The sequence below is a fragment of the Acidovorax sp. LjRoot129 genome (assembly GCF_964253765.1).
GTDB lineage: Bacteria > Pseudomonadota > Gammaproteobacteria > Burkholderiales > Burkholderiaceae_C > Acidovorax.
Window position 1 is genome coordinate 4,461,582 of the sequence record NZ_CAXUSE020000001.1, and the last position, 12,324, is coordinate 4,473,905.

Sequence of the window (12,324 nt, forward strand, 5' to 3'; positions counted from 1 at the left end):
GTCAGTCGCTCGCCTCCATGGTCTCGCGCCAGTAGCGGTACATGCCGCGGATGAGCGTCTCGGTCACCATGTGATCGGTGTTCTCGACTTCGCGCCCACCGAGCTCCGCCAGCGCACGGTGAAACGGCTTTTGCTCAAAGCCCTGTTGAGAGAACTCGATGACCTCGCCGTCGTCCGCAGAAACGAAACCCGCCGGACCAAAAAGATTGGCTTGGCGCAGGCGCCGTTGCGTCATCGCTTCGGAGTCGTCCTCAAAGCCAAAGTGCGTCCAGACGAAGTCGAATGACCCGTTCCCGGACGGCTGGATGTGCCGCGTCGAGACGCTGTTGACCTGCTGCTGGAAGATGACACTGGGGAACACGGTCATCATCACGGCCGTGGGACCCTTCCACCAGTCCTCCGGCACGATGTCGAGGAAGCGCGGATCTTCCAGCGACATGCTCTCCTTGAAGCTGGAAACCTGGGTCACTTGGTCCGCCTTTCCGGCCTGGCCCCGTGTGGAAACCATGGCGGCATGGCGGTGGTGCGCATCCATCTTGAGCTCGGACTTGTTGTCGGCCCGCCAAAGGCCGAAGGTCACAAACCAGGTGTGCAGCAGGCCTGGGTGATAAGGGTCCTTGATGTTTTCCTGCATCAACTTCCAGTTGCCGGGGATGCGCTGGCGGTTGTAGCCCAGGATGGTCAGCTTGCGCCCATTGAACAGGCGGTCGAAGTACCCCAGGATCTCCGGCCCCAAGAAGTCCTCGAGCGATTCGACATCAGGGTCGAACGAGGCAAACACAACACCACCGCGTGTGGCGACTTTCAGTTTGTTGAGGTTGTGGTCTGAGGTCTTGAAGTCGGCGGGCATGCCACCGTTGACCTTGCCGTCCTGCTTCACGCCGCGGCGGAATGGCACGCCTTGAAGATCCCCTTTGAGCGTGTAGTTCCACTGGTGGTAGGGGCAGACCAGCTCCTTGCGATTGCCCGAGCGTTCGCGGCAAAACTGCATGCCGCGGTGCGCACAGACGTTCTCGACCACGTTGATGCCACCTTCAGCGTCTCGCACCATGATCACCGAGCGCTCGCCGACCACCGTGCGCTTGAAATCGCCAACGTTGGGGATCTCGGCCTCCAGGCCGACATAGCACCAGTGCTTGCGATAGAAGAAGCGCTCCAGCTCCTTGCGATGGTTGGATTCGTCGGTGTAGACCTGGAACGGTACGCGGCTGGTACCTGCAGATTCCCACCGGATCTCTTGGGGAAAGGTGCCGGTTGGCTGAGTCATGGTTGTCTCCTCTGCGGGCGTTGCATGTCAGGACACGGCGACCGTGATGGCGCTCAGGCCCGCGATGGACCCGTGCATCACATCGCCAGCAACGACGGAGTTCACGCCTGCTGGGGTGCCGGTCATGATCAAGTCACCCGGCTCCAGCTCCTCATATTCAGAGAGGTAGGCAACACATTCGGCTACCGACCAAATGAGCTGGGTGATGTCCGACGTCTGGCGCGGCTGCCCATTGACCGTGACGGAGATGGCGCCTTGGCGGATGTGGCCGATGTCTTCAGCGCGGTGCACTGCGCCGATCGGTGCCGACTTCGAGAATGACTTCCCGAACTCCCAGGGACGACCCTTGTCGCGCGCTTCCAATTGCAAGTCCCGGCGTGTCATGTCCAGGCCCACGGCATAGCCATAGACGTGGTCCAGCGCGGACTCGATAGGAATGTTCCTGCCACCGCGAGAGATGGCCAGCACCAGCTCGATTTCGTGGTGGAAATTACCGGTTTTGGGCGGGTAGGGAATGCTGTGGACGCGCGTCGCGTCCACAGCGGCGTTGGCAGGCTTCATGAAGAAGAACGGCGGCTCGCGGTCAGGGTCCCTGCCCATCTCACGGGCATGTGCCGCGTAGTTGCGGCCGACGCAGAAAATCCGATGGACCGGAAAACGCTCATCGCGGCCGGCAACGGTGAGCGTAGGGACGGGAGGGGGAACAATGGCGTAGGACATGATTTTTCTCATCGGAGGATCAAAGCCGCTCGTCGCGCCACAGGCCCAGGGCCCGCTGCACAGGACGGTCGGAAAAGCTGAACAAAATGGTGTCTTGCCGCGCGCGCAGACACAGCGTGTGCCACGGCGGAACCACGAACACATCGTTCTCTTCAAAGCGATAGAGCTGGTCACCGATTTCGGCCTCGCCTGCACCTTCCAGGCACACGTAGACCGTGCCGTCTGTGCTTCGATAGGGCCGGGTTTCAAAACCTGCCGGCAAGCGCTGTGTGAACGCGCCGATGGTGGGCATGGGCGAGCCGCCTGTGGCTGGGTTGACGAACTTCTGCTTGAAGCCCAGGTGGGCGTCCGGGACGCCGTGTGAAATCGCTAGCAAGGCGCTGCGCGTCTGCGCGAACGGATAGACAAAGACTTTTGTCGGAGCACTCTGCGTTGGCTCGTAGTCGATGGGCAGCATGTTCGAGCCGTAGCGGGCCAAGGCATCGCCTTCAGGCCTGACCGTGCGCTGCGACTCCTCGGGGCTCTTCTCGGAAAAGCCCGCGTCCAGGAAGCGAACCAGCGGAATGTCCAGGCCGTCCAGCCAGACAACGGGTTGATTGCCGAGGTTGCCGTGGTCGTGCCACGTCCAAGCGGGCGTGATGATGAAGTCGCCTCGCGACATCGTGACCCGCTCGCCGTCTACCGCTGTGTAGGCCCCCTCCCCGTCCAGGACGAGCCGCAAAGCCGATTGCGCGTGCCTATGGGAAGGTGCAACTTCGCCCGGAAGGATGAGCTGCAATCCTGCGTAGAGCGACTGCGTGATGCACGACTGACCTCGCAATGCGGGGTTCTCGAGGATGAGCACGCGGCGCTCGGCCTCTGCCGCGGTGATGAGTTCGCCCGCCTCGGCGACACGCTCACGCACGTCCGCGTAGTGCCAGATTGCCGGAGCCACCGGGCTGTGGGGGAACGGGGGCACCAGCGCGCCAAGAACCTCCCACAGCGGGGTCATGCTCTGCGCACCAATCCGGTCATAGAAGTTGCGCCGCGCCGCCGCGACCTCGGGCGCAATGTCGGGTCTGTTCACGTTTTTGTCTCCTTGTCAGGTGCCGCTGGAATAGAAGGCGTCGGCATAAATTTGCTCGGCGGCGATGCCCTTTCGCTTCACGAGAAGCGAGGCCGCCTCCACCATCGGCGGGGCACCACACAGGTAGGCGCGCCAATCCTTGAGAGCGCCCCAATCGGCGTCGATGGCCTCGGTGACCAAGCCGGTGCGGTGGCCCTTTTGCACCTGCCCGTTGCTGCTCGCAACCACCACGTGAACGTGCAGATCGACGTAGTCGCGCTTCAGGTCTTGCAGCCATTCAAGGCCGTAGACGTCGCGCGGTGACCTCACGCCAAAGTAGAGGTGGATGGGATTGCCCATGCCCTCTGCCAGGGCACCGCGGACGATCGACAGGATCGGGGCCAGGCCCGTGCCGCCTGCCACGCAAAGCATTGGCCCTGCATGCTTGCGGCGCAGGTAGGCCGAGCCCAGCGGGCCACTGACCCGCACTGCGTCACCCACCTTCAGGGTGCTCGCGATGAAGCCCGTGACCCGGCCTTGCGGGACCAATCGGACGTGGAACTCCATCTCGCCATCGCCACACAACCCGGCCATGGAGTAGGGCCGGATGTGTTCTGGCGAGAACTGGAGGTGGGCGTATTGGCCTGGCGAAAATTCAAGCGGCTTGGCCGGCTTGAGCCGCAAGCGCTTGATGTCGTGGGTCACATCCTCGATGGCCACCACCGATGCCTTGATGGCCCGGGCCGGATGGACCACGATTTCGTCTGGCTCCGGAATTTCGATGGTGCAAGGCTCGGTCACGAAGGTTTGACAGGCCAGCACATACGGGTCGCCACTTCCACCCGGCTGAAATGAGTCGGCACTGCCCGCCAGCACCGTGCCCTCCACCACCTTGCAGCGGCAGGTTCCACAGCGTCCCGCCATGCAGCTGTAAGACATCGGCACCTGGTGGTCTCTCAGTGCTTCCAGGAGATTGGCGCCCGATTGCACGCTGATGCTGCGGTTCAAAGGACGGATGTGGATTTCCATGGGAGCGGGCGGTGGCTTGCAAGATTGAGCGCATCATTCCGCCGCCACAACAATCACACAATAGAATCAAATCGATACGCACCATCACTGATGTGAATAGAGGTGAGCCATGGAACTGGGCGACATTGACCTGAATTTGCTGATTGTTTTCAATCAGATGCTCAACGAGCGGAGCGTGACCGCGGCCGCAGACAAGCTCGGCATCACCCAGCCAGCGGTGAGCAATTCATTGGCACGGCTGCGCAAGCTGTTCGGCGACGAGCTGTTTGTGCGCACGGCCCGCGGCATGGAGCGCACAGCGTTTGCGGACCAGCTGGCTGAACCGGTCTCGTACGCCCTGGGGATGATCCATGGCGCGATCAATCAACGGAACGTATTCGATCCGATGGTCAGCGAGCGCTCATTCAGGATCGGCATGTCCGACGTCGGAGAGATCTTTTTCTTGCCAGCACTGATGGAGCTGCTCGACAAACTGGCGCCGCGCGTATCCATCACCACCGTGCGCAACGCCGCGGTCAATCTGAAGGACGAGATGGAGAGTGGCCGCATCGACCTGGCCATTGGCCTGCTACCGCAGCTCAAAGGCGGTTACTTTCAGCGGCGGCTGTTTTCGCAGCGCTACGTCTGCATGTTCCGCAAAGGCCACAAACTCGACAAACGAAAGATCTCGCGGGACGAGTTCTCCAAAGCGGAGCACGTGGGCGTGATCTCTACCGGGACAGGGCACGCGCAGATCGATGAAATGCTCAAGCGCAACGGCGTCGAGCGCAAGGTCAGGCTGGTGGTGCCGCACTTCGTCGCCGTCGGGCACATCCTTCAGGCGACGGACCTCGTGGCCACGGTGCCGGAGCGATTTGCAGAACGGATGGCGAAGCCTTTTGGCCTCGCGTATGTGGCCCACCCTGTGAAGTTGCCCGTGACGGCCATCAGCCTCTTCTGGCACGCGAGGCTTCACAAGGACCCGGCCAATCAGTGGTTGCGCACGCTGATGTTTGATGAATTTTCTGGGTAGGCGCGTGCAGACCTGGACGGGGCCGCTTGCGCCTGCGATTTCACTGCCCCGAGTGCGTCGACTCAGAGCCGTCCACTAGCTCGCGGTGCGAGTGCGCCCGAGGTAGCGCGGCAGCACCTTTGCCGCCTGCTTCAGGACTGCGAATTCGTGGTCGCTTAGATCGTGCGCATCAATGTCAAAGTGACAAATCGTGCCGTACAGCTCGCCGAAATTGTCCACCAGTGGAAGGCCATGGTAGGAGCCGACAACCCCCTGGTACTTGTGGCCCAAGAGTCGGGCATCGATTGACGTGTTGGTGGTTTGGAAGATGCCTTCGCGCAACACGAATTGGCAAAAACTGTCCCCAAGGGGCACAACCTGCAGGAATTCCGGAGTCAGCTGCCCGAGCTTGTCAAAGACAAACTCGTTGCGGAGCGTGCCACCTTCCAGCCGATAGACCGCTGAATACCTGTGCGGCACACGCTCATTCAAGAATTGAAGGCCGGCAGGGCCTTCCGCTTCCAACACTGCAAGGTAGCGCTGGATGACATCTGAAACGGAATTGAAGGCACTCATGAAGGCAACCTGGGACGAATAACCCCCAGTCTACAATCGATGCTCCCTTGTGAGAGTCGCTAAATTTGCCTCCCTGATCGAGTCCGCCACCGATACACGAGCAGCGATTTCAGTGGGGTGCTGATCAAGCAGCAACGACACCCGATACCGCTACGCAAAGCCTCCGATCCATGCCTCTTCGCATCATCGTTCCGCACTCAACTCCCAGCGACGCTATGGCGCGCGTCGTCTCGCTTGCCCGTCTTTTGTGCAACACGGATGCCAACTTCAGCGCAGTTCAGATGGAGACCGTGTTGGGAGACGGAGACACCGTTGTGATTGAAGGCTCCGAAGACCAGATGCAGGAGGAATTGCTCCGGATGTTGGTTACCCAGGCCCTGGAGGGCGATCCAGACTCGGTCATGGGTGCCCTCTGAATTTTTCCGCACCGGCTCTCGTACCTATTGCAGCGACGCCTGTAGGAAACACTGACGCTGTTTCGGTGCACGCTGGTACATCCTCGGCATGTGTGCAGTTCAATAGTTTCTACATGAGCATCACCGTCACCATCTCGAAAGCAGCGTCTGACCGAGATATCGACCAAGTCCAGTTGCTGGTCCGTCACCTTCAAGATTTTGATTTGAACTTCAAGGGTCGCGCCATTCGGATTCAGCGAGGGTTTATCACTTCCGTGGTTGACACCGATGATCTTCTGCGAGGTGCATTGCTCAAACTGATGGTGGACAGTTTGTTGAGTCGCCCCGACCAGCGAGCCAGGGTCGCCTCAGATGTTTGACGGGGATTTCTTCTCCCGCAGCACGGCATTGATCTCTGCGCCATAAATCAGCGTGGTGGCGCTCACGTAGAGGAGCACGAGTGTGCCGACCACCCCCGCAAAGCTCCCATAAATCAGGGCCAACTTACCCGCTGTGCGGAGCGTGTACGACAGCGCCGCCGCGGCGGCCACCCACAGGCCCGCACCCATTAACGCACCAGGGAGTACCGTGCTGACGCGCTGTGAAATATCGGGCAACCAGCCATAGAGCAACGCATACAGCACCACTAGCGTGAGGTAGGCTGCTCCGTACCGCACACCGTCGTAAAGCCAGATCACTTCTTCACCGTCGGCAGCCACGTTGGTGACTACGAACTGCCAGATGCGCGGCATGACGATCACGGAGCTGAAGACGAGCAGCAGCCCTGAGCCCACCACCACCGTGAACAACGTGGATTTGATGCGTGCCTTCCAAAATGGCAGACCTCTATCGATGCCGTAAGAGCGATTCAGCGCCGAACGTACCGCCTGCATGCCAGAGGAACTGGTCCACAACGTGATGGCCAGTCCCACGGTGAGAAGTGCTTCGTTGCGCTGAGCGAGCACTTGATGCACTACGGGTTGCATCACATCCCGCACAAGCTGCGGCGCATAGCCCAGCACCCGCTCGGCCAGTGCGGCTGCGTCGCCGGGTTGGCCCACGAAGCCCGCCGCAGCCGATAAAAGCAGCAGCAGCGGAAACATCGCCAGCACGGCAGAGAACGCCAGGCTGCCCGCCTGGTTGGCGCTCTGGTGAAGGATGTAATTGCGCACTGCCAGTGCCAGCACCCCTACCACCGGAAGGTCCGCAATGGCGCGCCCCAAGCGGCGCAGCCTTTGAATCATGGACGCAGCTGCCCTTCCACCGAGTCGTCCAGCGTCTCCCCAATGGCAGCGCCGATTACCATTTTTGTTGCGGCTACCAGGCTGCCATGTTTGGTGTCCCAGTAGTAGCCCGACACGGGCGCGACTTCAATCACCGTGATGCGCGGATCATCCTTCCCGTCGGTAAACCAGGTTTTCATGATCGGGTCCCAGAGCTCGTCGATCAGAGCCCGGTCGCGGTGAATCGTTGCCATGCCGTCCAACACCAGAAAGCCCGAATGCTTGGAGCTCTGCATGAAGATCCGCACCTGGGGATCGGCTTCGACTTCACGGTTCTTATGACTATCGGAAGCACTCAAGAACCACAGGTGACCTGCCTCGTCCACCTTCTCCACGCCCATCGGCCGGGTTCCACGGGTTTCGCTCTGGGGGGCGTTGGTGCAGAAGAAGCACGACTTGGCGTCCTCGGCCATTTCTCGGATGCGCTCCGTGGCTTCTGCTCCGCTCAGGTGTTTGTGCGTGTCCTCGGGCTGGTTCCGGTTGATCGAATCCATGGCAATCTCCGCTAGTGAATTGGAAGACCCCGATTGAGCATGTTTCGTCTGGCAGGCACTGTAGGAGCCGGGCCATTGACTTTGCGCTCTCGCGCCACTTTACTGACTGATCACGAAGAGCAGTGGCCTGGTGCGCAACCCGCGTCGGCCATGCGCCGTCTCACGCCTGGATCAGCGCGCACTCGGCAGCAGCTGCCAGCGCGCGGCACCCAGTCAACCTCACGTAATCTGCAATGACAAGTACCCTTCCTTCACTCGCCCCTGACATACGCCTTTTTGGAAACGTCAATGAAGCCATGCTTTCTGAATTCTTTCGCCAGCAGGCAGAAGCAAAGACCAGCGGGCCGATCGTCTTTGAACTGAGCACCAATGGCGGCGATGCTGAAGTAGGTCGTCGCATCGCAGAAGAGCTACGCCTTTGGCAGCGGAAAGACACCGATATCTACTTCCTTGGCAAGACTTATGTTTTCTCTGCCGGCATCACCATCATGTCCTCAATCCCCAAATCCCGACGCTTCCTCACCCGGGATTGCGAGCTCCTTATCCATGAACGCAAGATGACCGCTACGATCAACCTGGACGGGGCACTGCGCAGCTGCAGAGCCAAGGTCAATGACGTGCTGGCGGAAATCGAATCCGGTCAGCGCCTGCAGAGCGAAGGCTTTGCGAAGCTGGCTGAGGGCACGTCGCTCACCGCCGAGGAGATCGATAACCGCGTACTGGATAAGGACTGGTACCTCACAGCACAGCAAGCGGTGGACCATGGCCTGGTCGAGGCCGTGATTTGAACTCCGCCGGCTGTGAACAACATGAGTAACTGGATCGACCTCATGCAGTGGCCGGCTTTCACGGCCTCCGTCATTGCGGCTTGGCTAGTAGGCTCGACCAGTGAAGGCCGCAGAAAGATCGGCTTCTGGGTCTTTCTGTTGAGCAACGTCCTGTGGGTGTGCTGGGGCATACCGGCAGGAGCGAACGCGGTCATCGGGTTGCAGGTGTGCCTTGCGGTAATGAACATTCGCGGGCTGGTGAAAGCGGACAAAGAAGGCTGAGCGGTGCTTACCCCTTGGCCAATGCGCCGGGCGCATGACGCCGCTCCACGAACGCCAGCGCCGCGCTTCGCAGCCCTGATGACCGGACCGTGCCTCCTCCTGTACAAAGCTATTCTGGCCAATTAAAGTCGTAAACACGGGCCTAGCATCCATGCGGCTTTGCACGCGCCTTCGCGATGCAGCCTTCAACCTAAAGTCGTAAACACCGACCGCTGGATCGCTAGGTCATCAAACGGATTTCCGTTGGGTAAGCCGGCCTATGGCAAGCTCAAAGCCGCAGAATGATCTAGCGAGTTCGTTTGAAATTTTTCAGGCGTGTTGGAAGCCAGTTCGGATCATCATCCCTTCAACGCCAGCTTGGCTTCAATCTTCACCTGAGTGTTCGATAAGGACGGTAGCGGCCAACGAGCTACTCTCACGAAGCTCGGGGTCTTCGTCAATACGCTGCAAAACCATATCCACAATTCGGGCGAATTCGCCGTCCATTGCAAGCGACGGCCCAAGTTGTTTTAGCAGGACAGACTCAACAAACATCCGAAAGACTTTGCGCGGACGCTGCGGATCGTCTTCGGCAATGGTTCGCATTCGAAGCCGCAACGAGCGCTCAAGTAGAAGCGTGCCGTCTGCGATCCCCAGCGACTCGTCACCCTCGCCGGGCCCCCTGGCAGTGCCGGCCTTGTCGCCAGAATTCATCTTTGAACGGCGTGTCGAGTCAGCCTGAAATTTCAGCAACGCATTTATTGCAGCGGCTGTATCAATACGCGTCATTGGGAGGATAGCTTTAGCGAAATTACACCGATCAACTCGTGCTAGTGCACCGTGCCCTGGCGCTCATAGTTCGAGACTAAAAAATGTGATGACGCGTCAGCCTCGTCCGTGATTGCCGAGGGTGAAGGCTGACTGTGCGCTCCTAGATTTTTCCTCTGCACAGCGTCTATCTCAGCAAGGATTTTGAGGATATCTGACGACATGGGCGGGTTAACTTCGTTGAGTTGCACTCCGGTTTCAAAGTGCTTCCGAGCGACCTCAAACTGGTCTTGAGCAAGAGCTCCGAACCCCCGAACCCAGTGCGGAAATGGACTTGCCTCTCCCTGATCTAGCAACGGCTGCCACGTCACAAGAGCAGCGGCGGGGCGCCCACTACTGTATTGGAGAAGACCAAGTTGGTATCGGGCGATCACCATCCCTGGCTCCAATAGCACAGCGTTTGAGAATGAAAGTTCGGCTTGCTCCACCTGCCCCAGGGACGCAAATTCTGCAGCCATTAAAAAATGAGGAATTCCCGAAGACGGGTGAATCTGGGAAGCTTGGTCTAACAGGGCTAAAGCGCGCACACTATCTCCACGCTGACTGGCCGCCAGAGCGTCGTCGATTAAGGTGGACGACAATTCATTTGTATTTGACATTCGGACCTCGATATTTGGTTGACATGTCATAGAGACACATTCAATGGAGCGAAGAAGAGATCAAACCTCATTCAAGCAAAATCGCACTCTTGCAAAGTAGGCACAAACTACCAAGCCACGTCACACGGAGGACCCTGGCCTAGCGAATCTCTTAGCTTTCCTAGGGCCTGCCGATGCAATTGGGAAACCCGGCTTCGTGATACACCGAGCAATCTACCGACTTCCTCGAACGCGACTTCCTGCCGGTAGTGATACCAAATAACTCGCCGCTCCTGAGGGGGAAGGCGATCAATGGACGCGTGCAACAGTTCTCTCAATCGCAGAGTCTCGCTCTTGCGAAAGTAGCTCACCTCTGGTGACGCCAACTCCGACGTATCCTCTGGCTCCCCCGTAATCATCATCGCAGAGTCTTCGAGCAGTACTCCCAGGGCTAAGCCTATGCTGATCTGCGTTAAATAGCTCAATAGATCTTGTTTAGCTTTCAGCCCTACCGGCGGTGACTCAAGTTTTGCGGAGCCTAGCGAGGTTCGGGCGCCTTCTTTCAAAGACTCTACGCGGCCTTTGCGGATTCGTTTCTGAGCAGCGATCTGTTGGCTCTTCTCGGTCTCGCGCTCCAGTCCGTTGAGAATCGCACCACGAATGCGATGCGCAGCATAGGCCTTGAAAGGAGTTCCAAGAAGAGGGTCAAATCGATCTACCGACTCCAACAGGCCTACGCATGCGAGTTGCATATAGTCGGCAAATTCCACGTCGTCATTAAATCGACCTTTGAAACAAACAGCTGCCAGCGTTTTCGCGAGCGGCATAAAGATGCGAACGATCTCATCTCGTGCCCCTGCATCTTGCGAATCGCACCAGCGCGTCCAGAGCTCAGCCTCATCAGGCGATTCCTCGAACAGGATGGGACTTTGCATGCTCAGCGGACGGGGGTTTAACGCAGTCAGTGAAAACTACCCACCAGAGCTTTGAGCAGCAAGCTCCAGCCATCGATGAGGATGAACATCAAAATTTTCACTGGCAACGCGATAGTCGTCGGCGGCATCATCATCATGCCAAGTGTCATCAGCACGCTCGAAACAATGAGATCGATCAGGAGGAACGGCAGAAACACGACGAAGCCGATCTGAAATGCCGCGCGCAACTCGGAGAGCATGAAGGCAGGAATCAGTTGAACGTTGCTGATTTCCTCCATGGACTTCGGCGGCGGAGCTTTCGACAGCTCCACCATCAACGCAAGATCCTGCTCCCGGGTTTGGCGCACCATGAACTCCCTTAGGGGCGAAATCCCTTTTGCGTATCCCGCCTCCATGCTGAGCTTGCCGGACATGAACGGTTGAAAGGCGTCCTGGTTCACCTTCTCAAAAACGGGCGCCATTGTGAAAACCGTGAGGAAAAGGGCCAAACCGATCAGCACGGTGTTCGGTGGAGTCTCTGTCATGCCGATCGCGTGCCGGAGCATCGACAGTACGATGATGATGCGCAAGAACGCGGTGATGCAGACGAGCAGAGCGGGAAGCACCGCCAGCACTGTCAGTCCGAGGACGATGCGCAGTGCCTGCGAAGTTTCGGCACTCGCCGAAGACGCTGCCGATTGCGCGTGAGCGACTTCGCACAATGAAAACGCAATGAGTGCCCCCCCCATCCAAATGCTGCGGCCCCCGCCCGAAGGCATGAGAGATGACCAAAGTTTCCACACGCCCGTCATGTTGGATTACCAGAAGAGGTGGGGGAAGGGGTTGCCGATTGCTGCGTGGGTGAGGGCATCTCGCCCAGCACCGTGATGGACTGACTGCTGCAGCCGATCAAGAGAGTTTGCCCACGCCATTCGACCTCGTGGACGCTATGGGTTTGCGTGAGGCGGCGGCTCTCACGCACCGTCACTCCGCCGTGTACCCCCCCTTTCAGCCATCCCAGCATCGTTTTTGACGTTTCCGATGTCCCGCCATTTGCAGCGGAGTTGCGCTGCTTCTGCATGCGGCGCAAAACCAAAATCGCGACGATAGCGAACGGAATAAGCAGCCCGAGCCAGGCAAGCTCTGCGCCTGCAGTCATGGGCGCTCCTTGCGGCT

The 12,324-nt window shown here is 59.0% G+C and carries 17 protein-coding genes; 5 read left to right on the top strand and 12 right to left on the bottom strand.

What is annotated here, in order from left to right; all coding sequences use genetic code 11:
- Nucleotide 1 precedes the first annotated feature (1 nt).
- Genes ACSQ3Q_RS20450 through ACSQ3Q_RS20465 form a run of 4 tightly spaced genes read right to left on the bottom strand, consistent with a single transcriptional unit; the run spans nt 2 to nt 4,061 of the window.
- Nucleotides 2-1,267 carry an aromatic ring-hydroxylating dioxygenase subunit alpha gene (locus tag ACSQ3Q_RS20450; protein ID WP_436136158.1) on the bottom strand — a complete coding sequence of 422 codons (1,266 nt, stop codon included), beginning with the start codon at nt 1,265-1,267 and terminating at the stop codon, nt 2-4.
- A 27-nt stretch (nt 1,268-1,294) separates the two neighbouring features.
- Complete coding sequence (locus tag ACSQ3Q_RS20455; protein WP_436136159.1) at nt 1,295-1,987, bottom strand: fumarylacetoacetate hydrolase family protein; 693 nt, start codon at nt 1,985-1,987, stop codon at nt 1,295-1,297.
- A 19-nt stretch (nt 1,988-2,006) separates the two neighbouring features.
- Complete coding sequence (gtdA, locus tag ACSQ3Q_RS20460) at nt 2,007-3,053, bottom strand: gentisate 1,2-dioxygenase (protein ID WP_436136160.1); 1,047 nt, start codon at nt 3,051-3,053, stop codon at nt 2,007-2,009.
- A gap of 15 nt (nt 3,054-3,068) precedes the next feature.
- Nucleotides 3,069-4,061 (bottom strand): 2Fe-2S iron-sulfur cluster-binding protein, encoded by a 993-nt coding sequence (locus ACSQ3Q_RS20465; RefSeq protein WP_436136161.1) that lies wholly within the window; start codon nt 4,059-4,061, stop codon nt 3,069-3,071.
- Nucleotides 4,062-4,170: 109 nt separating this feature from the next.
- Between ACSQ3Q_RS20465 and ACSQ3Q_RS20470 the strand changes: the two genes are divergently transcribed.
- The gene (locus tag ACSQ3Q_RS20470) at nt 4,171-5,073 is read left to right on the top strand and encodes a LysR family transcriptional regulator (RefSeq protein ID WP_436136162.1); all 903 of its coding nucleotides are present in this window, start codon (nt 4,171-4,173) and stop codon (nt 5,071-5,073) included.
- Between the two features lie 75 nt (nt 5,074-5,148).
- Here the strand turns inward: ACSQ3Q_RS20470 and ACSQ3Q_RS20475 are convergent, their stop codons facing one another.
- Nucleotides 5,149-5,628: a guanylate cyclase gene (locus ACSQ3Q_RS20475; protein WP_436136163.1), complete on the bottom strand. Its 480-nt coding sequence runs from the start codon at nt 5,626-5,628 to the stop codon at nt 5,149-5,151.
- A 170-nt stretch (nt 5,629-5,798) separates the two neighbouring features.
- Here ACSQ3Q_RS20475 and ACSQ3Q_RS20480 point away from each other — a divergent pair, with 170 nt between their 5' ends.
- Nucleotides 5,799-6,044: a hypothetical protein gene (locus tag ACSQ3Q_RS20480; RefSeq protein ID WP_436136164.1), complete on the top strand. Its 246-nt coding sequence runs from the start codon at nt 5,799-5,801 to the stop codon at nt 6,042-6,044.
- A gap of 113 nt (nt 6,045-6,157) precedes the next feature.
- Nucleotides 6,158-6,403 carry a hypothetical protein gene (locus ACSQ3Q_RS20485; RefSeq protein WP_436136165.1) on the top strand — a complete coding sequence of 82 codons (246 nt, stop codon included), beginning with the start codon at nt 6,158-6,160 and terminating at the stop codon, nt 6,401-6,403.
- On the opposite strand, the gene ACSQ3Q_RS20490 is transcribed toward ACSQ3Q_RS20485, so the two are convergent.
- Complete coding sequence (locus ACSQ3Q_RS20490) at nt 6,392-7,267, bottom strand: YihY/virulence factor BrkB family protein (protein ID WP_436136166.1); 876 nt, start codon at nt 7,265-7,267, stop codon at nt 6,392-6,394. The genes ACSQ3Q_RS20485 and ACSQ3Q_RS20490 overlap by 12 nt on opposite strands.
- Entirely contained in the window at nt 7,264-7,800 is a 537-nt protein-coding gene (locus tag ACSQ3Q_RS20495; RefSeq protein WP_436136167.1) for a pyridoxamine 5'-phosphate oxidase family protein, read from the bottom strand. Before ACSQ3Q_RS20495 ends, ACSQ3Q_RS20490 begins: the two co-directional genes overlap by 4 nt.
- A gap of 233 nt (nt 7,801-8,033) precedes the next feature.
- On the opposite strand from ACSQ3Q_RS20495, the gene ACSQ3Q_RS20500 reads away from it, so the two are divergent.
- Both ACSQ3Q_RS20500 and ACSQ3Q_RS20505 read left to right on the top strand, forming a co-directional pair.
- Nucleotides 8,034-8,588, top strand: a complete 555-nt coding sequence (locus tag ACSQ3Q_RS20500) for an ATP-dependent Clp protease proteolytic subunit (RefSeq protein WP_436136168.1) — start codon at nt 8,034-8,036, stop codon at nt 8,586-8,588.
- Between the two features lie 21 nt (nt 8,589-8,609).
- Entirely contained in the window at nt 8,610-8,849 is a 240-nt protein-coding gene (locus ACSQ3Q_RS20505) for a hypothetical protein (RefSeq protein ID WP_436136169.1), read from the top strand.
- A gap of 363 nt (nt 8,850-9,212) precedes the next feature.
- On the opposite strand, the gene ACSQ3Q_RS20510 is transcribed toward ACSQ3Q_RS20505, so the two are convergent.
- The 5 genes from ACSQ3Q_RS20510 to ACSQ3Q_RS20530 all read right to left on the bottom strand — a co-directional run bounded on the left by ACSQ3Q_RS20510 (nt 9,213) and on the right by ACSQ3Q_RS20530 (nt 12,307).
- On the bottom strand, nt 9,213-9,617 hold the full coding sequence (locus tag ACSQ3Q_RS20510) for a hypothetical protein (protein WP_436136170.1): 405 nt from the start codon (nt 9,615-9,617) through the stop codon (nt 9,213-9,215).
- A gap of 41 nt (nt 9,618-9,658) precedes the next feature.
- Entirely contained in the window at nt 9,659-10,255 is a 597-nt protein-coding gene (locus tag ACSQ3Q_RS20515; RefSeq protein ID WP_436136171.1) for a tetratricopeptide repeat protein, read from the bottom strand.
- A 107-nt stretch (nt 10,256-10,362) separates the two neighbouring features.
- Complete coding sequence (locus ACSQ3Q_RS20520; RefSeq protein WP_436136172.1) at nt 10,363-11,169, bottom strand: sigma-70 family RNA polymerase sigma factor; 807 nt, start codon at nt 11,167-11,169, stop codon at nt 10,363-10,365.
- 26 nt (nt 11,170-11,195) lie between these two features.
- Nucleotides 11,196-11,960 carry a flagellar type III secretion system pore protein FliP gene (gene fliP, locus ACSQ3Q_RS20525; protein WP_436136173.1) on the bottom strand — a complete coding sequence of 255 codons (765 nt, stop codon included), beginning with the start codon at nt 11,958-11,960 and terminating at the stop codon, nt 11,196-11,198.
- A complete protein-coding gene (locus ACSQ3Q_RS20530; protein ID WP_436136174.1) occupies nt 11,957-12,307 on the bottom strand; it encodes a flagellar biosynthetic protein FliO in 351 nt (116 codons plus the stop codon). The genes fliP and ACSQ3Q_RS20530 overlap by 4 nt, the downstream gene beginning before the upstream one ends.
- Between the last annotated feature and the right edge of the window lie 17 nt (nt 12,308-12,324).

What these genes read in the sequence shown, in the direction of transcription:
- ACSQ3Q_RS20450 (WP_436136158.1), bottom strand. Translation starts at nt 1,267, where the DNA reads ATGACTCAGCCAACCGGCACCTTTCCCCAAGAGATCCGGTGGGAATCT.
- ACSQ3Q_RS20455 (WP_436136159.1), bottom strand. Translation starts at nt 1,987, where the DNA reads ATGTCCTACGCCATTGTTCCCCCTCCCGTCCCTACGCTCACCGTTGCC.
- ACSQ3Q_RS20465 (WP_436136161.1), bottom strand. Translation starts at nt 4,061, where the DNA reads ATGGAAATCCACATCCGTCCTTTGAACCGCAGCATCAGCGTGCAATCG.
- ACSQ3Q_RS20470 (WP_436136162.1), top strand. Translation starts at nt 4,171, where the DNA reads ATGGAACTGGGCGACATTGACCTGAATTTGCTGATTGTTTTCAATCAG.
- ACSQ3Q_RS20475 (WP_436136163.1), bottom strand. Translation starts at nt 5,628, where the DNA reads ATGAGTGCCTTCAATTCCGTTTCAGATGTCATCCAGCGCTACCTTGCA.
- ACSQ3Q_RS20480 (WP_436136164.1), top strand. Translation starts at nt 5,799, where the DNA reads ATGCCTCTTCGCATCATCGTTCCGCACTCAACTCCCAGCGACGCTATG.
- ACSQ3Q_RS20485 (WP_436136165.1), top strand. Translation starts at nt 6,158, where the DNA reads ATGAGCATCACCGTCACCATCTCGAAAGCAGCGTCTGACCGAGATATC.
- ACSQ3Q_RS20490 (WP_436136166.1), bottom strand. Translation starts at nt 7,267, where the DNA reads ATGATTCAAAGGCTGCGCCGCTTGGGGCGCGCCATTGCGGACCTTCCG.
- ACSQ3Q_RS20495 (WP_436136167.1), bottom strand. Translation starts at nt 7,800, where the DNA reads ATGGATTCGATCAACCGGAACCAGCCCGAGGACACGCACAAACACCTG.
- ACSQ3Q_RS20500 (WP_436136168.1), top strand. Translation starts at nt 8,034, where the DNA reads ATGACAAGTACCCTTCCTTCACTCGCCCCTGACATACGCCTTTTTGGA.
- ACSQ3Q_RS20505 (WP_436136169.1), top strand. Translation starts at nt 8,610, where the DNA reads ATGAGTAACTGGATCGACCTCATGCAGTGGCCGGCTTTCACGGCCTCC.
- ACSQ3Q_RS20510 (WP_436136170.1), bottom strand. Translation starts at nt 9,617, where the DNA reads ATGACGCGTATTGATACAGCCGCTGCAATAAATGCGTTGCTGAAATTT.
- ACSQ3Q_RS20515 (WP_436136171.1), bottom strand. Translation starts at nt 10,255, where the DNA reads ATGTCAAATACAAATGAATTGTCGTCCACCTTAATCGACGACGCTCTG.
- ACSQ3Q_RS20520 (WP_436136172.1), bottom strand. Translation starts at nt 11,169, where the DNA reads ATGCAAAGTCCCATCCTGTTCGAGGAATCGCCTGATGAGGCTGAGCTC.
- fliP (WP_436136173.1), bottom strand. Translation starts at nt 11,960, where the DNA reads ATGACGGGCGTGTGGAAACTTTGGTCATCTCTCATGCCTTCGGGCGGG.
- ACSQ3Q_RS20530 (WP_436136174.1), bottom strand. Translation starts at nt 12,307, where the DNA reads ATGACTGCAGGCGCAGAGCTTGCCTGGCTCGGGCTGCTTATTCCGTTC.